18 protein-coding genes are annotated in these 20,288 nt (G+C 63.9%); 13 read left to right on the top strand and 5 right to left on the bottom strand.

Going from position 1 to position 20,288, the window contains the following annotated elements; translation table 11 throughout:
• Positions 1–4 precede the first annotated feature (4 nt).
• From ACHMW6_RS11330 to ACHMW6_RS11315, 4 genes are read left to right on the top strand one after another with little or no spacing between them, the layout of a single operon-like run.
• Positions 5–1,183: a CaiB/BaiF CoA transferase family protein gene (locus tag ACHMW6_RS11330; protein ID WP_395407191.1), complete on the top strand. Its 1,179-nt coding sequence runs from the start codon at positions 5–7 to the stop codon at positions 1,181–1,183.
• A gap of 9 nt (positions 1,184–1,192) precedes the next feature.
• Complete coding sequence (locus ACHMW6_RS11325) at positions 1,193–2,542, top strand: MmgE/PrpD family protein (protein WP_395407190.1); 1,350 nt, start codon at positions 1,193–1,195, stop codon at positions 2,540–2,542.
• Entirely contained in the window at positions 2,539–3,345 is an 807-nt protein-coding gene (locus ACHMW6_RS11320; protein ID WP_395407189.1) for an HpcH/HpaI aldolase/citrate lyase family protein, read from the top strand. The genes ACHMW6_RS11325 and ACHMW6_RS11320 overlap by 4 nt, the downstream gene beginning before the upstream one ends.
• Before the next feature lie 13 nt (positions 3,346–3,358).
• Positions 3,359–4,360, top strand: coding sequence for a TRAP transporter substrate-binding protein (locus tag ACHMW6_RS11315; RefSeq protein WP_395407187.1), 1,002 nt, complete (start codon positions 3,359–3,361; stop codon positions 4,358–4,360).
• Positions 4,361–4,373: 13 nt separating this feature from the next.
• Here the strand turns inward: ACHMW6_RS11315 and ACHMW6_RS11310 are convergent, their stop codons facing one another.
• The 4 genes from ACHMW6_RS11310 to ACHMW6_RS11295 form a co-directional block, all read right to left on the bottom strand.
• A complete protein-coding gene (locus tag ACHMW6_RS11310; RefSeq protein ID WP_395407185.1) occupies positions 4,374–5,303 on the bottom strand; it encodes a LysR family transcriptional regulator in 930 nt (309 codons plus the stop codon).
• Positions 5,293–7,056 carry an ATP-binding protein gene (locus ACHMW6_RS11305; RefSeq protein ID WP_395407184.1) on the bottom strand — a complete coding sequence of 588 codons (1,764 nt, stop codon included), beginning with the start codon at positions 7,054–7,056 and terminating at the stop codon, positions 5,293–5,295. The genes ACHMW6_RS11310 and ACHMW6_RS11305 overlap by 11 nt, the downstream gene beginning before the upstream one ends.
• A 132-nt stretch (positions 7,057–7,188) precedes the next feature.
• Positions 7,189–7,788, bottom strand: coding sequence for a YfiR family protein (locus ACHMW6_RS11300; RefSeq protein WP_395407183.1), 600 nt, complete (start codon positions 7,786–7,788; stop codon positions 7,189–7,191).
• Positions 7,785–9,707 (bottom strand): TonB-dependent receptor plug domain-containing protein, encoded by a 1,923-nt coding sequence (locus tag ACHMW6_RS11295; RefSeq protein WP_395407182.1) that lies wholly within the window; start codon positions 9,705–9,707, stop codon positions 7,785–7,787. Before ACHMW6_RS11295 ends, ACHMW6_RS11300 begins: the two co-directional genes overlap by 4 nt.
• 424 nt (positions 9,708–10,131) lie before the next feature.
• Between ACHMW6_RS11295 and modA the strand changes: the two genes are divergently transcribed.
• From modA to ACHMW6_RS11255, 8 genes are all read left to right on the top strand, one after another.
• Entirely contained in the window at positions 10,132–10,887 is a 756-nt protein-coding gene (gene modA, locus ACHMW6_RS11290) for a molybdate ABC transporter substrate-binding protein (RefSeq protein ID WP_395407181.1), read from the top strand.
• Between the two features lie 2 nt (positions 10,888–10,889).
• Positions 10,890–11,564 carry a molybdate ABC transporter permease subunit gene (gene modB, locus ACHMW6_RS11285; protein WP_395407180.1) on the top strand — a complete coding sequence of 225 codons (675 nt, stop codon included), beginning with the start codon at positions 10,890–10,892 and terminating at the stop codon, positions 11,562–11,564.
• Complete coding sequence (gene modC / locus ACHMW6_RS11280) at positions 11,561–12,637, top strand: molybdenum ABC transporter ATP-binding protein (protein ID WP_395407179.1); 1,077 nt, start codon at positions 11,561–11,563, stop codon at positions 12,635–12,637. The genes modB and modC overlap by 4 nt, the downstream gene beginning before the upstream one ends.
• A 1-nt stretch (position 12,638) precedes the next feature.
• Positions 12,639–13,448: a TOBE domain-containing protein gene (locus ACHMW6_RS11275; protein ID WP_395407178.1), complete on the top strand. Its 810-nt coding sequence runs from the start codon at positions 12,639–12,641 to the stop codon at positions 13,446–13,448.
• A gap of 152 nt (positions 13,449–13,600) precedes the next feature.
• A complete protein-coding gene (locus tag ACHMW6_RS11270; RefSeq protein WP_395407177.1) occupies positions 13,601–13,831 on the top strand; it encodes a hypothetical protein in 231 nt (76 codons plus the stop codon).
• 86 nt (positions 13,832–13,917) lie between these two features.
• A complete protein-coding gene (locus tag ACHMW6_RS11265; RefSeq protein WP_395407176.1) occupies positions 13,918–15,693 on the top strand; it encodes an EAL domain-containing protein in 1,776 nt (591 codons plus the stop codon).
• A 137-nt stretch (positions 15,694–15,830) separates the two neighbouring features.
• Entirely contained in the window at positions 15,831–17,042 is a 1,212-nt protein-coding gene (locus tag ACHMW6_RS11260) for an MFS transporter (protein WP_395407175.1), read from the top strand.
• A gap of 13 nt (positions 17,043–17,055) precedes the next feature.
• Positions 17,056–18,144: a Gfo/Idh/MocA family protein gene (locus ACHMW6_RS11255; RefSeq protein ID WP_395407174.1), complete on the top strand. Its 1,089-nt coding sequence runs from the start codon at positions 17,056–17,058 to the stop codon at positions 18,142–18,144.
• On the opposite strand, the gene ACHMW6_RS11250 is transcribed toward ACHMW6_RS11255, so the two are convergent.
• On the bottom strand, positions 18,145–19,029 hold the full coding sequence (locus tag ACHMW6_RS11250; protein WP_395407173.1) for a LysR family transcriptional regulator: 885 nt from the start codon (positions 19,027–19,029) through the stop codon (positions 18,145–18,147).
• A 147-nt stretch (positions 19,030–19,176) separates the two neighbouring features.
• Here ACHMW6_RS11250 and ACHMW6_RS11245 point away from each other — a divergent pair, with 147 nt between their 5' ends.
• Positions 19,177–20,277: an alkene reductase gene (locus ACHMW6_RS11245; protein ID WP_395407172.1), complete on the top strand. Its 1,101-nt coding sequence runs from the start codon at positions 19,177–19,179 to the stop codon at positions 20,275–20,277.
• The last annotated feature ends 11 nt before the right edge of the window (positions 20,278–20,288 follow it).

Here is a 20,288-nt window from a genome sequence, read left to right as displayed (position 1 = left end):
TGCCATGCGACCACTGGACGGCATTACCGTCATCACCCTGGAACACGCGATCGCCGCGCCTTTCTGCACGCGCCAGCTGGCCGACCTGGGCGCCCGCGTGATCAAGGTCGAGCGCCCAGGTGTGGGCGACTTCGCCCGCGCCTACGATGCCCGCGCACGCGGCCTCGCTTCGCATTTCGTGTGGACCAACCGCTCCAAGGAGAGCGTGACGCTGGATGTAAAGCACGAGGCGGCAGGCGAAATCCTGGGCCGGCTGCTGGACGAGGCGGATGTGCTGGTGCAGAACCTGGCGCCGGGCGCCGCCGCGCGGCTGAGCCTCTCGTATGAGGCGCTGAAGGAGTCGCATCCGCGCCTGATCGTCTGCGATATCTCGGGCTATGGCTCCGATGGACCTTACCGCGACAAGAAAGCCTATGACCTGTTGATCCAGAGCGAATCCGGCTTCCTCTCCATCACCGGCACGCCGGACGAACCGGCCAAGGCAGGCTGCTCGATCGCCGATATCGCGGCGGGCATGTATGCATACACCAATGTGCTGGCGGCGCTGATCCAGCGCGGCAAGACCGGCAAGGGCTGCCGCATCGATGTCTCCATGCTGGAAAGCCTGGCGGAGTGGATGAGCTATCCGCTGTATTACGCGATGGATGGCGCTTCGCCGCCGCCGCGCGCCGGCGCGGCGCATGCAACCATTTATCCCTATGGCCCCTTCCCTGCCGGCGACGGCAAGACCGTCATGCTTGGGCTGCAGAATGAACGCGAGTGGGCGCTGTTCTGCGAGAAGGTGCTGCTGCGGCCAGAGCTGGCCAGCGATCCGCGCTATGCATCCAACGCCAAGCGCACAGAGGCGCGCGCGGAACTGCGGGCTCTGATCGTCGATACCTTCGCATCGCTGACGGCGGAGCAGGTTATCGAGCGCCTGGACAGCGCGCAGATCGCCAACGCGCATATGAATTCGATGCACGATCTGTGGCAGCACGCGCAGCTGAAGGCGCGCGAGCGCTGGGTTGACGTCGGCACACCGGCCGGCCCCTTGCCCGCGCTGCTGCCGCCGGGCGTTCCCAATACCTGGGATGCGCGCATGGACGAAGTTCCGGCCCTGGGCCAGCATACGGACGCCATTCTTTCCCACCTGGGCTACGATGCGGCGGCCATTGCCGCACTGCGCAGCCAGCACGCTATCTGAGGTTCTTGCATGAGCACACAGGCACTCGCTTCTTTTGCGGCATCCCTGCAGTTTGAGGGTATCCCGGACCACGTGGTGAACCGGGCCGAGGACTTGTTCCTGGACTGGATCGGCTCCGCGCTCGCCGGCAAAGGCGCCCATCCCGTCGAGGCCATCGCCCGCTTCGCCGAGGCGATGTGCCCCAGCCCGCCCGACGCACCGTGCGAGGTGCTGATCTCGCGGGCGCGCACCACGCCGCTGTTCGCGGCAATGATCAACGGCGCCTCGTCCCACTTTGCGGAACAGGACGATGTGCACAACGGTTCCGTGTTCCACCCGGCCGCCGTGGTTATCCCCGCCGCGCTGGCCATCGCACAGGCCCAGGGCAGCTCGGGCAAGGAACTGCTGACCGCCGTAGTGGCGGGCTACGAGGTCGGCATCCGCGTCGGCGAATTCCTGGGCCGCTCGCACTACAAGATCTTCCACACCACCGGCACGGCCGGCACGATCGCCGCTGCTGCAGCGGCAGGACGCTTGCTGAACCTGAGCGAAGAGCAGATGCTGCATGCCTTCGGCTCCGCCGGCACTCAAGCGGCCGGCTTGTGGGAATTCCTGCGTGACGCGGCCGATTCCAAGCAGCTGCACACGGCCAAGGCGGCCAGCGACGGCCTGCTGGCCGCCTGGCTGGCGCGGGAAGGCTTCACCGGCGCCCGCCGCATACTGGAAGGCTTGCAGGGCATGGCCGCCGGCATGTCGCGCGACGCCGACCCGGCGAAACTGACCGACCGCCTCGGCACGCGCTGGGCGCTGGCCGAAACCTCGTTCAAGTTCCACGCCTCCTGCCGCCACACGCATCCCGCCGCCGACGCGCTGCAAGCCGTGATGCGCGAGCACGGCCTGCACGCGAACCAGATCGAACGCGTGGACGCCCTGGTCCACCAGGGCGCCATCGACGTGCTGGGCCCCGTGTCCGATCCGCAGACTGTGCACCAGGCCAAGTTCTCGATGGGCACCGTGCTCGCGATGATCGCCAAATTCGGTTCGGCCGGCCTGGCGGAGTTCGAACAATCCTTCAACGCACCGCCGATCGCCGCCTTGCGCGACAGGGTGAACATGGTGCTGGACGAAGAAGTCGATGCCGCCTATCCGATGCGCTGGATCGGCAAGGTGGTCGTGACCACCCAGGACGGCCGCACGCTGTCCGGCCGAGTTGACGAGCCGAAGGGCGATCCGGGCAATACGCTGAGCCGAGACGAGCTGCTGGACAAGGCCATCCGACTGGCCGCCTTCCGCGTCGGCGCTACCGCCGCGGAAATCAGCGCACTGGCGGAGAAAGTATGGTCGCTGCCAGATGTCGAACACATCGGAGCCCTGCTGTGATCCCCCGTTCCTACCTGTTCGTGCCCGCCACCCGGCCGGAGCGCATAGACAAGGCGCTCGCTTCCGGCGCAGATGCCGTCATCGTCGACCTCGAAGATGCCGTTGCTCCAGGCGACAAGTCCAAAGCGCGGGAAGCGCTCGCCGGCTGGTTCGGCGCCGCACCGGCGGGTACGGCCATTTATATCCGCACCAATACAGCCGACACCCGGTGGTTCGCCGACGACCTGGCGCTGTGCCGCACGGCCGGCAAGAAGCTGGCCGGCATCGTACTGCCCAAAGCCGAGCGCATCGAGCAGCTGGCGCGCGCCAGCGCCGTGGCGCCCGTGCTGCCGCTGATCGAAACAGCGCAGGGCTTCGCCCACCTGCACAAGCTGGCCTACGCGAGCCGCGTGCAGCGCCTGCTGTTCGGTTCCATCGATTTCCGCGTGGACCTCGGCATCGAAGACGAGCGTGAAGGCCTGCTCTACTTCCGTTCCGAACTGGTGCTGCAATCGCGCCTGGCGGACCTGCCGCCGCCCGCGGACGGCGTCACCACCACCTTCGACGATCCCGCACCGGTGGAAAGCGATACCCGCTACGTCAAGGCGCTGGGCTTCAGCGCCAAGCTGTGCATCCATCCCAAGCAGATCGAAACCGTACACCGCGTCTTTGCGCCGACCCAGGAGGAAATCGCCTGGGCACAGCGCGTGCTGCAGGCAGCCGAAGGGGCAGAAGGCGCCGCTGTGGCGCTGGACGGCAGGATGATCGACCGCCCGGTCACCCTCTCCGCCCAGCGCATCATTGATTCATCAAACAGACCATAAATCCGGAGACACCATGAAATTGAAATCCATCCTGTTTGCCGCCGCCACCCTGTTCGCCGCCAGCGCTTTTGCGCAGGCGCCGATCATGATCAAGTTCAGCCACGTGGTGGCCGCGGACACGCCCAAAGGCAAAGGCGCGCAAAAGTTCAAGGAGCTGGCGGAGGCGGCCACCAAGGGCCGCGTGAAGGTCGAGGTCTATCCGAACAGCCAGCTGTATAAGGACAAGGAAGAACTGGAAGCGCTGCAGATGGGCGCCGTGCAGATGCTGGCGCCTTCGCTGTCCAAATTCGGTCCGCTCGGCGTGAAGGAATTCGAGGTGTACGACATACCCTACATCCTGCCCAGCAAGGCGGCGCTGCAGCGCGTGAACGAAGGGCCGGTCGGCAAGTCGCTGCTGAAGAAGCTGGAGCCGAAGGGCATTGTCGGCCTGGCCTTCTGGGATAACGGCTTCAAGGAAATGACGTCGAATAAGCCGATCCGCAGCATGGGCGATTTCAAAGGGCAGAAGTTGCGCATCCAGTCGTCCAAGGTGCTGGACGCGCAAATGCGCGCGCTCGGCGCGAACCCGCAGGTGCTGGCGTTCTCGGAGGTGTACCAGGCGATGCAGACGGGCGTGGTCGATGGCGGCGAGAATACACCTTCCAATATCTATACGCAGAAGATGCATGAGGTGCAGAAGCATCTGACGGTGTCCGATCATGGCTATATCGGTTATGCGGTCATTACGAACAAGAAGTTCTGGGACGGGCTGCCGGCCGATGTCCGCTCGCAGCTTGAAGGCGCAATGAAAGAGGCGACCAGATACGCCAACCAGATCGCGCAGCAGGAGAACGACGAGGCGCTGGAAGGCATCCGCAAGGCGGGCAAGACGGAGGTCTACAAGCTCTCCCCGCAGGAAAAGGCGGAATGGCGCAAGGCGCTGCTGCCGGTGCAAAAGACGGTGGAGGACCGCGTGGGCAAGGATTTGATCGCGTCGTTCAACCGGGAGGCCGCCGCCGCCGACGCAGCCAAGTAGAGCGTAGGGCGGATCATTGATCCGCCGTGCGTGTGCCGTCTGGGGCGCCTGCCTTGCGGCCCTCGTCGCAAATAAAATCCACCAACTCGCGCGCATATTGCGGCAACGCGTCCAGCTTCTGCACGATCACGCTGCGTTCGCGCACCGCCCACGGCTCCTTCAACTCCACCAGCGCCAGCCGCATCGTGCGGCTCAGGCGCATGGCGGAGGAATGCGGCAGGATCGCCACCCCGACATTGTTCTCCACCATGCGGCACATGGCCTCGAAGCCGCGCACCTGGATGCGCAGCTGCAGGCGCTGCCCAGTCTCCGCCGCAATGCGCGACAGGAAGTGCTGCAGCGTGCTGCCCTCGTGCAGGCCGATATGCTGATAATCCAGCGTTTCCGCGAAACTGGTTTCGCTCAGCCGGGCCAGCGGATGGTCAAGGGCCGCCGCCAGCACCAGCCGGTCCGTCGAAAAATTGATGATCTCCAGCCCCGCGCCGGACACCGGCCCGGCAGCGATGCCGATATCGGCCGTACCCTCCTGGATGCCGCGCACGATATCCTGGTTCAGCCGCTCCTCCAGCGCCACGTTCACCTGCGGATGGCGGCTGAGGAAATGCCCCAGCACCTCCGGCATGAATTCCGTAACGGCCGTGGTGTTGGCGAATATGCGGATATGGCCCTTGATGCCATTGTTGTACTGCTGCATATCGCTCTTCAGCCGCTCCACCTGCTGCATGAAGGCCTGCGCGTGCACCAGCAGCGTTTCGCCGGCTGGCGACAGCTGCACGCCCTTGTTCTCGCGATACAGCAGCCGCGTGCCGAAGCGCGTTTCCAGTTCCTTGATGCGGTTGCTGGCCGCCGCCAGCGAGATATGCATGCGCTCCGCCGCGCGCGTCAGGCTTTTCTGCTCGGCGATATGGATGAACAGGCGCAGGTCGGTCAGGTCAAACAGCATGGGCGAATCCTTCCCGGCTGCCGGCCAGGATTGCGCTGATCTGCTCAAAGCTGACGGGTTTCACCAGATGGCCTTCAAAGCCGGCATCGAAAGCTTGCTGGCGGTCTTTTTGCTGTCCCCAGCCGGTGACGGCGACCAGCACCGTCTTGCGCAGCACAGGCAGACGGCGCAGCGCGCGCGCCAGGTCGTAGCCGTTCATCTGCGGCAGGCCGATATCGAGGAAGGCGAAGTCGGGCACGAAGGCTTCCGCTGCCACCAGCGCCTGGTTGCCGTCATGGCTGATCTGCACCGTGTGGCCCATGGAGCGCAGCAGCGAACCGATGCTGTTGACGAAATCGATATTGTCATCCGCCAGCAGGATGCGGTACTGGCGCACCGGCCCCGCCGTCCCTTGCAACGGCACCGGCGCGTTGCCGGGCACAGCCTGCACTGGCAGCGTCACGACCATTTCACTGCCCTTGCCCTGCCCTTCGCTGTAGGCGCGGATGGTACCGCCATGCAGCTCCACCAGCTTGCGCGCCAGCGACAGGCCTACGCCCAGGCCGGCCGTCGTCCGCTCCAGCGACGTATCGGCCTGGATGAACAGCTCGAAGATTTCGTTCAGCATATTGGCCTGGATGCCGATGCCGTTGTCCTTGACGCGGATCTGCACCTGCTCATCCTGCACCTCGGCGCGCAGGCTGATTGCCCCTCCGCGCGCCGTGTACTTGGCCGCATTGTTCAGCAGGTTGGACAGCACCTGCGACAAGCGCGTGCCATCGCCCAGCAGGATCACTGGCGTCACGGGCAGCGCCACTTCCAGCTTGTGTCCCTGGTTCTCGATGAAGGGCCGCGTCACTTCCAGTGCATCGTTGACCACGTCCTGCAGGCTCACCTGGTCATGGCGGATGGTCAGCTTGCCGGTCGTGATGCGCGATACGTCCAGCAGGTCGTCCACCAGTCGCACCATCTGCTTCAACTGCCGTTCCATGATGGTGCGCGCGCGCTCGACGGCGCCCGCATCCCTGCTGTTGACGCGCATGATATCCAGTCCCGTGCGGATCGGCGCCAGCGGGTTGCGCAGCTCGTGCGCCAGCGTGGCCAGGAACTCATCCTTGCGCCGGTCGGCCAGCAGCAGCGCGCGCTCGGCGCCCTGACGCACCTGCATTTCATGCTCCAGCGTGCGATTGGCCTCCTGTAGCGCGTGGGCGCGGCGCCCTATCTCGGCCAGCATGTCGTTGAAGGCCGCGACCAGGGTCCCGATCTCGCCCGTGGCATCGCTTTGCACGCGCAGGTTGAAGTCGCGCCGCTGCATCACTTCCCGCGCCACGCCGGTTACGGCTTCCAGCGGCCGCGTAATGGCGCTCTGCAGGCGCGATGCGACCAGTGCCGCCACCGCCAGGCTGAAGACCAGTACCGCCACCAGGATCATCGCATAGCTGGCAACCCGGTCCAGCAGCCGGTAGCTGGCGTTCAGGTACACGGTGCCAACACGCTCGCCATTGTCAACGATCGGGTGATAGACGATCATGCTGCCGCCCTGGATCGCATAGCCGATGGGGCCGGGCTTTGCCGGGAAGGTGGGCGTTTCAATCGGCGACAGGCCATAGGCGGCGAACAGCGAGCCATTTGCCAGGTAGACCGCGCCGGAGCGGATCTGCGGCCGCACGCGCAGCAGGGAAAGATTCTGCCGCGCTGCCGCCGGATCGTTGAAGCTGACTGCCGGGGCGGACATGGTGGCGATGATTTCCGCCTGCGTGGTCAGGTCATCCACCCCAGCCCTGCTGGAAGCTCTTTAGGTCATATATGAGCATGCACACCGAGGTCGTCACCAGCGCAACCAGGGTAGTGACCAGGACCATCAAAATCAGCTTGGTCCTTACCGTACCAGCCTTCAACTGAAACATTACTGCCCGCCCTTCTGCACCTGGTAAGCCACCGACAGCAAACGGGAGCTGAGCTTCACATTATTCTTTTCCGCTGCCGGTAATGAGACCTCGAAGCGCACGCGATCTTCCACCACGCGGAAATTGATCACGCTGCCCTGCTGCAGGCCGTTTTCCACTTCCGTCACGGTCAGCACGCCCTGCTGGGCGGCCGTGCGCAGCACCTGCTGGGGACGCGACGTATCGCCCCCCACGAACAGCAGCTGCACGCCGCTCAGCGCATCGCCCTCATGCAGGGACTTTACCTCGATGGGACGATTGTTGACGGTGCGCCCCTTCGCAATCTGCGTCAATTCGGCCGCTACGTCATCCGCACCCATTACGCCCACTGTGTACTGTGCCGGCGCCTCGCCAGGGAAGTCCACATAGCCGAGGAATTTGTACAGGAAGGCAGCCTTCACGCTGCGCTCCAGGTTTTGCCCCTGCGCCTGGTTGGGTTGCGCGCCGCCGGCCAGGCAGCTCAGCGCGGCCAGCAGGAATAGTGGAAGCAGCAGCGCCAGCAGGCGGTTGCCCCATGCCGGGCTGGGTGATGACAGCGGTGGCAGCGTTGCAGTACTCATAGTCGCAGGGTGAGTTTCAGGAGGACGTTGCGTTCAAAGACGCTGCGTCCCGGCAGTGCGCCGAATTCGGCGTGGGTACGGTGCAGCAGGTTCTGGCCGATCAGGGACAGGTCGAGATTGGGGTTCAGGCGCCACAGCCAATGCACATCGAGTTCATGGTAGGCCGGAACTTCCGGTTTCGGCAAGCGGCCCATACGGCGCAGCGTCCAGTCGAGCTGCATATTGTTGGGCAGCTCATGCGAGGAGCGCAGCAGCCAGTGGCTGCGCGGATCGTTGGTGGCGCCCGCCACGGTAATGTCGCGGCTGCCGGGCTTCAGCGTGGTTTCCACATCCTGCAGCACCAGGCCGCCGTACAGGCGCCAGCGCGACGCAGGCTGCCACTGCAGCCACATCTCGGCGCCGCGCGCACGCCCTTCCGATTCATTGCGCAGCACATACAAACCGGTGTTCGGTGCATTCACCCCACTCGGTTCGATGGTGCGCAGCTTGTCGTAATCCGCATTGAACAGCGTGAGCGAATATGTGAGATCGGCGCGCGGCTGGGCGCGGTAGCCCAGTTCCACCACATTCGCCGTTTCGGACTTGAAGTCCGGGCCGCCGCCGATAACATAGCGCGGCAAGCCGGCGATCGGCACCGTGACGCCCGGCAGGTAGAGGTCGCGGTCCACGCGCGACGGCGCGCGTACGGTATGCGCCACATTGCCCCAGATTAGCTGGTTCTGGCTGGGCGACCAGGCAAGGCGCACGCTGGGCAGGAATTCGGCGCCCGTGTAATTATTGTGCTCGACCTTAGCGCCCGGCGTCACGGTCACCTTGTCGCTCAGCGCGATTTCATCCTGGGCGAATATGTTCCCCCAATGGAGGTTGATCTTGGTCGGGAAGAATGCGACCGCATAGCCGTTATGGACTTCGTTTTCCGAGTAGCGGTAGCCCACGCCCCACGCAATATTGTGGCGGCCGAAGCGAAGGCCGTGCTGCCCCTCGATTTCGATGGTATTCAGTTTGTCGATCAGCACACCGGGCTGGCTGCGCTCCGTGTGATCCAGCACCAGCTGCAGGCGCAGGTCGGAACCGGCGTCCAGTTTGCGCGTGTAGCTGCCCACCAGGTTGGCGCCGGAGACGCGCGTGTCGTCGGGACTTGCAACCTGCCCAAAGCGGCCTTCATAGGCATCGCCGGACAGTGCGAAGGCGCCGTCGCGCAGCGCCCAGTCGCCGCGGAAGCCCGCTTGATGGCGCTGACCTCCCGTGCGCACCGGCGCTCCCGCCTCGGTTTCGGTGTCTTCCTGGCGCGAGTAGCGGGCATAGGCGCGGAAATGGCCGCTGTCGCCAAGCTTGCCGCCGTAGCGGAAGGTTCCGTCGCGCTCCTCCTTGCCGGCGACGGCGCTGGCCAGCGTGCCCTGGCTGTCTTTGGCGCTGCGCGTAATCACATTAATCACGCCGTTCACCGCATTCACGCCCCAGATCGTGGCGCCGGGACCGCTGATCACTTCAATACGCTCGATATCCTCCATCACCACGTCCTGCGAGTCCCAGAACACGCCTGAGAACAAAGGCGAGTAGACGGGGCGGCCGTCGATCAGGACCAGCAGCTTGTTTTGCAGGGATGTGTTGTAGCCGCGCGCGGTGATCGCGTAGTTCATCGCATCCAGCCGCGCCACCTGCAGGTTGGGAGCCAGACGCAAGGCTTCCGGCAGCGTACGCGCACCGCTGCGGCGGATGTCGACGCCGCTGATGATGAAGATGGAAGCCGCCGCCTTGCTCAGGCGCTCTTCCTGGCGCGAGACGGAAGTGATGACAATGTCATTCAATTCTTCCAGCGACAGGTCGGCAAACTGGTCGCTGGCCTGCGCCGCCGCCGTGGACGCCCTGGCAAGCAGGGCCGCAAACAATAAAGTGCTACGGATGTTGTTATTGTTCATGGGCCCCTGGGACTCGAATTCGTCTCAGCGATTATAAACAACATCCTTTTTCCTCTCGCGCACAATTTGATCGCTGTGGCAACTTTGCCTCTTGTTAAATTGATAGTTACCGCCAACTGGTAAAACATGTTCCCCAAACACCCCAAACCTGTGGCGCCACAACGCGCCGTAGCCACCCAAGTCGTGCAGCGCCGCCAGACCGGCGCCGGCCCAGTCGACCCCACGCTAATCATCGTCGAAAGCCCGTCCCAGCCGACAAAGCCCAAGCCGCCACACAAAATCCGTCGAGACATGTAGGGCGGATCATTGATCCGCCGTATATGAGCAGCCCGCCGCAATGAATTTTCCATTTAACAATTTTTTGGCCTCCGGCAAAGAACCGTTGTATCATCTTGTATATAACGCTGTTAAAAGGGACTCCTCCATGAACACTGCAGCACAGAAGCTGGCGCTTGCAGCCAGCCTTCTCCTCGCATCTGCCGGCGCTCGCGCCGACGAGGTACAAGTCGCCGTCGCCGCCAATTTTGCCGGCCCCATGCAGAAGATCGCAGCGGCCTTCGAACAGAGCACGGGACACAAAGTGCTGCAAACCTCCGGCTCGACCGGCAAGTTCTACGCCCAGATCAAAGCCGGCGCACCATTCGAAGTGCTGTTCGCTGCGGACGATGAAACACCCGCCAAACTGGAAGCCGAAGGCGCCGGCGTGCCCGGCTCCCGCTTCACCTATGCCGTTGGCAAGCTGGTTCTATGGAGCAGCAAGGCCGATCGCGTGGACAGCAAAGGAGAAGTGCTGAAAAAAGGCGACTTCGCCCACCTCGCCGTCGCCAATCCCAAGCTGGCGCCCTACGGCCAGGCCGCCATGGAAACCATCAAGGCCCTCGGCCTGACCGACGCGCTGACGCCCAAATTCGTAGTCGGCGAGAACATCGCGCAGACCCACCAGTTTGTCGCTACCGGCAATGCGGAACTGGGCTTTGTCGCGCTGTCGCAGGTGCAGGAAGGCGGCAGCTTCAAGTCGGGCTCCGGCTGGATCGTCCCCGCCAGCATGCACGCACCGATCCGCCAGGACATGATCCTGCTTGAAAAAGGCAAGGGCAAGCCCGCCGCTGAAGCGCTGATGAAGTTCATGAAAACCGATGCGGCGAAAGCCGTGATCACCGCCGCCGGCTACTCGCTCTGACGATGGGCGCCTTTGGCGCGGACGACTGGTCCGCCATCCGATTAACGCTTGAGCTGGCGACGGCTACCACCGTCATCCTGCTGCTGCTCTCCACGCCGCTGGCGTGGTGGCTGGCCCGCTCGCAATCGCTTGGCGCCACCATCGTCAGCGCCATCACCACATTGCCGCTGGTGCTGCCGCCGACCGTGCTTGGTTTCTACCTGCTGGTGCTGATGGGCGAGCAAGGCCCGCTCGGCCATCTGACGAAGTCACTGGGCTGGGGACTGCTGCCTTTCAGCTTTATTGGCCTGCTGATCGCCTCCGTCATCTATTCCCTGCCCTTCTGCGTGCAGCCGCTGCAGCAAGCCTTCAAGGAAATCGGCAACCGCCCGCTGGAAGTGGCGGCCAGCCTGCGCGCCTCACCGCTCGACGCTTTCTTTTCCGTCGTGCTGCCGATGGCGAAGCCGGGCATCATGACGGCGGCCGTGATGACCTTTGCTCATGTCGTCGGAGAATTCGGCGTCGTGCTCATGATCGGCGGGAATATCCCCGGCAAAACGCGCCTGGTTTCCGTCCAAATCTACGACCACGTTGAAGCGCTCGAATATCCGCAGGCGCACTGGCTTTCGGCGGGCATGCTGGCCTTCACCTTCGTGGTGCTGCTCACGCTGCACTTGCTGAACCGGCGGCCGAAATGAGCATCAGCGCCCGCTTCCGCCTCGATCACGGCGACTTCGTGCTGGACGTGGACCTTGCCCTGCCCAGCCGCGGCGTGACCGTGCTGTTCGGCCCTTCCGGCTCCGGCAAAACTTCGCTGCTGCGCTGCATCGCTGGCTTCGAGCCTGGGGCGCGCGGCCAGCTGAGCATCGGCGAAGACTGCCTGCAGGACGACGCTCGCCAGCTCTTCATCCCCACGCACCGTCGCAATATCGGCATGGTCTTCCAGGAGGCGAGCCTGTTCGATCATCTCAATGTGCGCCGCAACCTCGATTACGGGCGCTCGCGCATTCCCGCCGCGCAGCAGCGCATTGCGCTCGAGCAGGCGACCGGCCTGCTCGGCATCGGCCACCTGATGGACCGCGCGGTGTCCACCTTGTCCGGCGGCGAGCGGCAGCGCGTGGCCATCGCGCGTGCGCTGCTGACATCACCATCCGTGCTGCTGATGGACGAGCCCTTGTCCGCACTGGACCTCAAGCGCAAGCAGGAGATCCTGCCTTTCCTCGAGCGCCTGCACCAGGAGCTGGACATTCCTATCATTTACGTCACGCACGCGATCGATGAAGTGGTGCGGCTGGCCGACCACATCGTGCTGCTGGATGACGGCCGCGCCGTCGCCAGCGGGCCTCTGGCCGACACCCTGTCGCGCATGGACCTGCCGCCGGCCTTTATCGAAGAAGCGGGCGCCGTGCTGGAAGGCGTAGCCTCGGAAATCGACGCGAAGCATGCGCTGGCTGCGCTGGCCACGCCTGCCGGCGTGCTGTGGGCGCCCGCCGGTACGCTACGCCCCGGCGCTACGACCCGCGTGCGCATTCACGCACGCGATGTCAGCCTGGCTCTGTCGCGGCACGAGGATTCGAGCATCCTGAATGTGCTGCCGGCGGTCGTGCTGTCCTTCGCCGCTTCGACGCATGCTGGGCATATGCTGATCGAATGCCAGTGCGGCTCGGCGCGCATCGTCGCGCGCATTACATCGCGTTCCTTCGACGCGCTGCAGATCGCAAGGGACATGCACGTGTGGCTGCAAGTGAAGTCCGTCAGCCTGGTGAACTGATATGGAAAAAGACAACACAATCGAGCTGCGAGGGTCGGTCTGGATGACAGTCGGCGGCGAAAACTTCGGCGGGCATGGACGGATCGCCCTGCTGGCCAGCCTCGCCGACTGCGGCTCGATCACCAAGGCCGCCAAGGCGACCGGCATGAGCTACAAGGCGGCGTGGGACGCCATCGACACCATGAACACGCTGGCGGGCGAACCTTTGGTGGAGCGTCTTACCGGTGGACGCGGCGGCGGCGGCACGCGCCTTACCGCGCGCGGCCAGCAACTCGTTGAGAATTTCAGGCTGATCGAACGTGAGCACCGCCGCTTCATCGACCAGTTGGGTCAGCAAGCGCCCGCGCTTGCGGACGACTGCCTGCTGTTGAGGAGAATAAGCATGAAAACAAGTGCAAGAAACCAGTTCGCCGGCAAGGTGATGCGCGTGAAGACCGGCGCAGTGAACGACGAGGTGGAACTGGAAATCCCCGGCGGCGAAAGGATTGTCGCCATCGTTACGCATGAGAGCACCGAAACCCTCGGGCTCGTAGTCGGCGCCGAAGCGTTCGCGCTGGTCAAGGCTTCGTCCATCATCCTGATGGGCGAGGACAGCGACGTTCGCCTCTCCGCCCGCAACCGCCTGCGCGGCATCATCTCGCGCATCCAGGAGGGAGCCGTGAATTCCGAAGTAGTGATCGGACTGCCCGGTGGCGGCGTGATCGCGGCAATCATCACCAACGAAAGCCTGTACTCACTTGGCTTCTCCGTTGGCGGCTCCGCCACCGCCATTTTCAAGGCATCCAGCGTGATCGTCGGCGTGCCGGCCTGAACCGCCCACCGCGTAGGAGACACTGTCGCGTGCATCGTCAATCGCCGCAACATCAGTGTTTGATAAATATCAAAGCCCCTTCGTGCAGCCATGATACTGTCAATGTTAAATAAAACAACAGAACAATTAACAAAGTCAACGAGGGGACTGCCATGCTAGACGAGGCACGCCGCAAGGACACGGCCATGGCGCACCGCGTGCAGTGCGGAATCACGTTGGCGGGTATCGCCGGCATCGCAGAAGCGCAACGCTATCTGCGGAACAACAATATAGACGACGGCATTATCGAACGCGTGTTGTCGAGCAATCCCAGTTTGCGGCGCGTGGCCGACGGGAGTCTCAGCACCGTCAAGCGCAAAGCCGCCGCCTCCGCCTCATTATGAACGGCGAGCCACCGTCAGCAACACCCGGTCAAAAGGATTAATATATGTTGATGTAGCAATTTAAATTGCAATCTAACATCACGAACATGTATATCACCGAAGAGGCCGCGGCCGCTGACGCAGAACGAATCTCCGCTCTGGAAAATCTGGGCATCCTGGACAGCCAGACGTCCGAGTATTTCGAAAGCATTACGCGATTGGCCATGGACCTTTTCGACATGCCCGGCGCCTTCATTTCGCTGATCGACCGCGACCGCCAGTGGCTCAAGGCCAAGGCGGGCTTCTGTTCGCCGACCGATTCGCGCGATCATTCCTTTTGCACGCACACCATCGGAAACGGCAGCGTGCTGGTGATCGAAGACACCCTCCTCGACCGCCGCTTCCGCGACAATCCGATGGTGACGGGCCAGGACAAGGTCCGCTTCTACGCCGGCGCGCCCCTGCTCACGCGCGACGGCTTCGCCATCGGCGCCCTGTGCGTAGTGGACCGCCAGCCGCGCCGGCTGGACGAAGCGCAGCGTACCAGGCTGCAGGAACTGGCTGCGCTGGTGATGGCGCATATCGAACTGCGGCGCGCCGTCGGCCATGTGGACGCCGTGAGCGGCATGCCGAACAAATACCAGCTGGAGGAAGACCTGAAGGAGCAAAGCGCTCTTGCCGAAGGCGAGAACCGTGTGCTGCTGTATATCGATATGCCGGATGCGGCCAAAGCCTTCGAGATCGCCAGCGTGCTGGGTGTTACCGTGTACGACGACCTGATTCGCGGCGTGGCGCGCAAGCTGTCGCATCTCTTCCGCCACCGCGCCATCGTCTATCACATCACGGACGCGCGTTTCGCCGTGCTGTCGAAAAACGCCGAGACGGCGGAATTCATCGACTTCGTGCACAGCCTGGAAGCTGCGCTGCAGGAACCGCTGATGGACCTGAATGTGCCGCTCAACCTGGCCAGCTTCGGCGGCATTGTGCCTTTCAGGCTTTGCCCGCAATCCTACGCCGACGCGCCGCGCAAGGCTTCGGCTGCCGTCAACCAGGCGCTGATCGCGCAGCAGCGCTGGCGCGACTACGATACGCAGGCGGACGCCAGCCAGCAGCGCGCTTTCCTGCTGCTGAACAGCGTGCACCACAGCCTGGCCAACGGCGCCTTCCAGCTCGTGTACCAGCCCAAGCACGATGTGCACAGCGGCGCCAGCGTGTCTGCGGAAGCGCTGCTGCGCTGGCAACATCCCGAACTCGGAACCATCTCGCCCGCGGAGTTCATTCCGCTGATCGAAAAGACCGCGCTGATTGGACCGCTGACGGACTGGGTGATCCGCACCGCAATCCGCCAGACAGCGCAGTGGCACAGCGAAGGCCAGCGTATCAAGATCGCCCTCAACCTGTCGGCGCACAACTTCGATGAGCCGGACCTTTGCAAACGCCTGGGCGCGATCTGCGAAGAATATGGGCTGGAACCGCGCTACGTCGAAATCGAATGTACCGAGGGTGTGTGGATGGAGAGTCCCGCCATCCTGAAAACGCTGCAAGGCATCCGCGACCTCGGCATGGGCCTGGCGCTGGACGATTTCGGCACCGGCTACAGCAACTTCTCCTATCTGCAGAAAGTGCCGGCGACGGTGATCAAGGTGGACCAGTCGCTGATCCGCCACGTCCACACAAATGAACGCGACCAGCGCATCGTGCGTTCACTGATCGCCCTTGCGCGCGAACTCGATTACGAAGTCGTTGCCGAGGGCGTGGAGACAGAACAATCCCTGGAGCTGATCCGCGACTGGGGCTGCCAGGTGGCGCAGGGATACCACTTCGCCAAACCCCTGCCCCCGGACGCCTTCATCGCACACGTGCGCGAGTACGCGGCGGCATAAGTCGCCGCCGCGATTGGCGCGCAAGTCCTTGGCGCGATTCCGGACAAGTGCGTCCGAAGTGTTCGGAATCCTGGAGTATTTTTCCCGCCCGCTTCCGTCCCTACACTGAGGCCATCAACACCTCAGGCGTGACAGAAATGGACTCAACGCGTTACATCACCAACAAGCGGCCACTTTATTGGCTGGCCGCGGGCACCTTTGCCGTCGGCACTGAAAGCTTCATGATCGCCGGCCTGCTGCCCGGCATGGCGCAGGACCTTGGCGTCAGTGTCGGCACGGCGGGCCAGCTGGTGACAGTGTTTGCCCTGGCCTATGCACTGGGCTCCCCGCTGCTGGCTACTCTCACCGGCCATATCAATCGTCGCAAACTGCTGATCGGCGCCATGTCCGCCTTCGCGGCCGCCAATGTACTTGCATTTGCAGCCTCCGGCTACTGGTCCCTGATGGCCGCGCGCGTGCTGCTCGCGTTGACGGCCGCCATGTACGTGCCAGGCGCGAATGCGCTGGCCAGCGTCGTCGTTCCTCCCGAACAGCGCGGGCGCGCAATCGCCATCGTCAATGGCGGCCTTTCGCTGGCAATTGCATTGGGCGTGCCGGCCGGCGCCGTGCTTGGCGGCGCGCTCGGATGGCGCGCGACTTTCGGCAGCGTTGCCATCCTTGCCGCGCTGGCAGTCGCCGGCCTGCTGCGGGGCCTTCCGCGCGGGATCGGCACCGGCCTCGCCACTGCAACGTTGCGCCAGCGCGTAGCCACGGCCGCACAGCCGGCGGTACTGGTTACGCTGCTGGTCACCATGCTGTGGGCCATGGCCAGCTACACTACTTACACCTATCTCGCCCCTCTGCTGGACGCCACCACCATCGTGCACGGGACGGCCATCGGTTTCGTGCTGTTCGCCTGGGGCGTTTCGGCCGCGATCGGACTTGCCATTAGCGGCCCCGCCGTGGACCGAAAGGGGCCGCGCGCCGTGGTGCTGCCGGCGCTGGCCACATCCACTACAGCCTTCATCGTGCTGTCGCTGGTCGCCCATTTCGCAGGCAGGCACTTCGCAATCGTGCCGGTTGCATTCGCTATCGCCGCCTGGGGCATCGCCCACTGGGCCTTCTATCCTGCCCAGCAAACAACGCTGGTCGGCGTGGCGGGCATTGCGGCGGCGCCGGTGGCGCTGTCGCTGAATGCCTCCTTCATGTATCTCGGTTTCTCGCTGGGCGCGGCGCTCGGGTCGCTGACTCTGCGCTACAGCTCTCTCTCCAACCTGGGCTTTGTGAGTGCGCTCTGCGCCGGCGCGGCGCTGGCCCTGGCCGGAGCGTTCGGCGTCCGTCCCGCTCCGCAAGCCCACCGCTCTCACTAAACAGGAGTTTTTCATGACCAAGATCCGCGTCGGCCTGATTGGCGTCGGCAACTGGGCCGAATACGGCCATCTGCCTGCCCTCAAGCTCTTGCCCGAATATGAACTGACGGCCGTCCACAGCCGCGATCCCGCCAAAGCCGCCCAATTGGCGCAACGTCACGGTATCCGCTATGCCCTTGATTCGGTGGACGCGCTTGTGGACCATCCAGAGGTGGACCTGGTCGTCGTGCTGAACACCGCGCCTCAGCACGAGGCCACCGTGCGCGCCGCCATCGCCGCCGGCAAGGACGTGTACTGCGAATGGCCGCTGACACCCAGCGCCGCCGTTTCGCGCGAGCTGACGGCGCTGGCGGAAAAGGCCGGCGTGCGCCACATCGCCGGCCTGCAGCGCCGTCTCAATCCGGACTACCGCTATGTGCGCGACCTGCTGAAGGATGGCTATATCGGCGAGCTGCGCTCGGTGCGGTTGCACATCAGCGTCGAATATTTCCAGCGCGAGCGCAAGGCGTCGCTGCATTTCACCATCCCGCCGGAGAACTTCTCCAGCCTGTTGTCCATCTATGGCGGCCATTATTTCGACGCCGTGTTCACCATGCTGGGCCATCCGGACAGCATCAGCGCCCTCACCGTCAACCAGTTCCCCGAGGTGACGCTGATCGAGACCGGCGAAGTGCTAAAGCATACGACTGCCGACCAGGTTGTCCTGAGCGGCACATTCCCCAATGGCGCCGTGCTCACCGCGCATATCGAAGCCGGCAAGCGCAATAACCACGGCATGCAGCTGGACCTGACCGGCACCCGAGGCGATATCAGAATCTGGAACACGACCAGCTTTGGCAACGCCTTCAATATGATCGAAGCCGCGCAAGGCGACTCGCAGCCGATGCGCATGCTCAAGGTGCCGCCGCGCTACAACTGGCTGCCGGAGAATGAACTGGGAGGCAGCCAGCAGGAGCTGGCCAATCTCTACGCAGCCTATGCGCAAGATGTCCGTGATGGCACGCGCCTGGCGCCAACTTTCGCCGACGCCCAGCGCATGCACGATCTGATCGACGCGATTGAACTGTCCAACCGCGACGGCGTGCGCGTGAAGCTGCCGTGATCAGATGCGCAGGTGCGCGCTCATGTAGTCGATGAACACGCGCAGCTTGGGCGAGGCGTAGCGGCTGGCCGGCCACAGGATCCAGAAGACGACCTGGCGGTCCATGTATTCGTCCAGCACCGTAACCAGCTGGCCGCTTTCCAGCGCTTCGCGCACGAGGAAGGCTGGCACGAAAGTGATGCCCCTGCCCTGGAGGGCCGCGTAGGCAAGTGGTTCAACGGTATTGGCGGTCATCGTTTCCGGCAGCGCCAGTTCGGGCTCGGCGGCGTCCAGCTTCAGCGGCCAGCGTTCCAGCCTGCCTGTGGCAGGGAATTTGTGCTGAAGGCAGAAGTGTTTTTCCAGGTCGCGCGGCGTGCTGGGTGTGCCGTGCCGCTTCAGGTATTTTGGCGAAGCGACGAGCACGTGGGCACTGGCGCCGAGGCGGCGCGCAGCGAGGCGCGAATCCGTCTGATCGCCCGTGCGGATCACGGCATCGAAGCCTTCCTCGATCACGTCCACCATGCGGTCGGACATATCGATATCCAGTTCAATCTCCGGATAGCGCTCCATGAAACCGTCGAAGGCGGGCATCATCAGGCTGCCCAACTGGGGCGTGCCGACACGCAGGCGCCCGCGTGGATTGCCGGCCAGGCCGGAGAGCTCGGCCTCGGCGGCATCGACTTCGCTCAGGATGCGCCGGCAGCGTTCGGGAAACAGCGCTCCTTCCGCAGTCAGCGTGATGCTGCGCGTGCTGCGGTGGAACAGGCGTACGTGCAGCCTTTCCTCCATCCGCGCGATCGCCTTGCCGACGGCGGACGACGAGACGCCCAGCTGCCGTCCCGCCTCCGTGAAGCTGCGGGTTTCGGCAACCTGCACAAACATCGCGATTCCACTGAGGCTGTCCATAAGCGGACTTTAGCCTACGAGTTCCCCCTGCGCAACCAGCGATTGCGGATATTTTGTCCGGAATGTTCGGCGCCTCGGCCCGTTTTTCTGGCACCTCAAAATGCCTATATTGCTCACATCTATTCACCACTGACAGGAATTGACATCATGTCCAAGCTGCATACCGGTATCAAAGTAGGCCCCCACAACATCTCTCACCGCGTCGTGCTGGCGCCGCTGACCCGCATGCGCGCTGACGCAGGCGCCATTCCAGGCCCGCTGATGGCCGAGTACTATGCCCAGCGCACTTCCGAAGGCGGGCTGCTGATCGGCGAAGCCACCATCACGGCTGCCAATGGCAATGGCTACCTCGGGGCGCCTGGCCTGTACGAGGACAGCCAGATCGCCGGCTGGAAAATGGTCACGGACGCAGTCCACGCCAGGGGCGGCAAGATCTTCCTGCAGCTTTACCACGCAGGCCGCCAGTCCAACAGCCAGTTGCAGCCGGGCGGCGCCGCGCCGGTGGCCCCGTCCGCAGTGGAACACGGCGGCGTCGCCTATACCGAGGCCGGCTGGGTGCCGAATACCCCACCACGCGAGCTGACTATTGAAGAAATCAAAGACCTGGTAGAAAGTTTCCGCCAGGCCGCCAGGCGCGGTATCGCGGCCGGCTTCGACGGCGTCGAACTGCACTCGGCCAACGGCTACCTGCTCGATCAATTCCTGCAGGACGGCAGCAACAAGCGCACGGACAGCTACGGCGGCTCCATCAAAAACCGCACGCGCTTCCTGCTGGAGGTTGTAGAAGCCGTGGCCTCGGTCTGGGGCCACGAGCGCGTGGCCGTGCGCATCGGCCCGAGCGGCAGCTTCGGTGATATGTCCGACAGTGATCCCGAAGCGCTGTTCACCCATGTGGCGCGTGAACTGGACAAGCTGAATCTAGCCTACCTGCACCTGATCGAGCCGCGCATCGCCGGCAACGTCGAAGACGAATCGCGCGAACAGGCCCCAGTCGCTTCGCGCCTGATCCGCCAGCACTACAAAGGCACCATCATTGCGGCCGGCGGCTTCGATGGCGACTCGGCCAACGCCATCATTGAATCCGGCAACGCCGACCTGGTGGCTTTCGGCCGCCACTTCATCGCCAACCCCGACCTGCCGGCACGCCTGCGCAACGGCTGGCCGCTGAACGCCTACGACCGCGACTCATTCTTTGGTGGCAGCGAAATCGGCTATACCGATTATCCGTTCTACCGCGAGGCCGCCTGAAGCGCGGCGGC

This window comes from Pseudoduganella sp. UC29_106, assembly GCF_044055365.1.
In the GTDB taxonomy this organism is placed as follows: Bacteria; Pseudomonadota; Gammaproteobacteria; order Burkholderiales; family Burkholderiaceae_D; genus Rugamonas.
The sequence above is the reverse complement of the archived record's forward strand: the minus strand, read 5'-3'. Positions and strand labels throughout refer to the sequence as shown.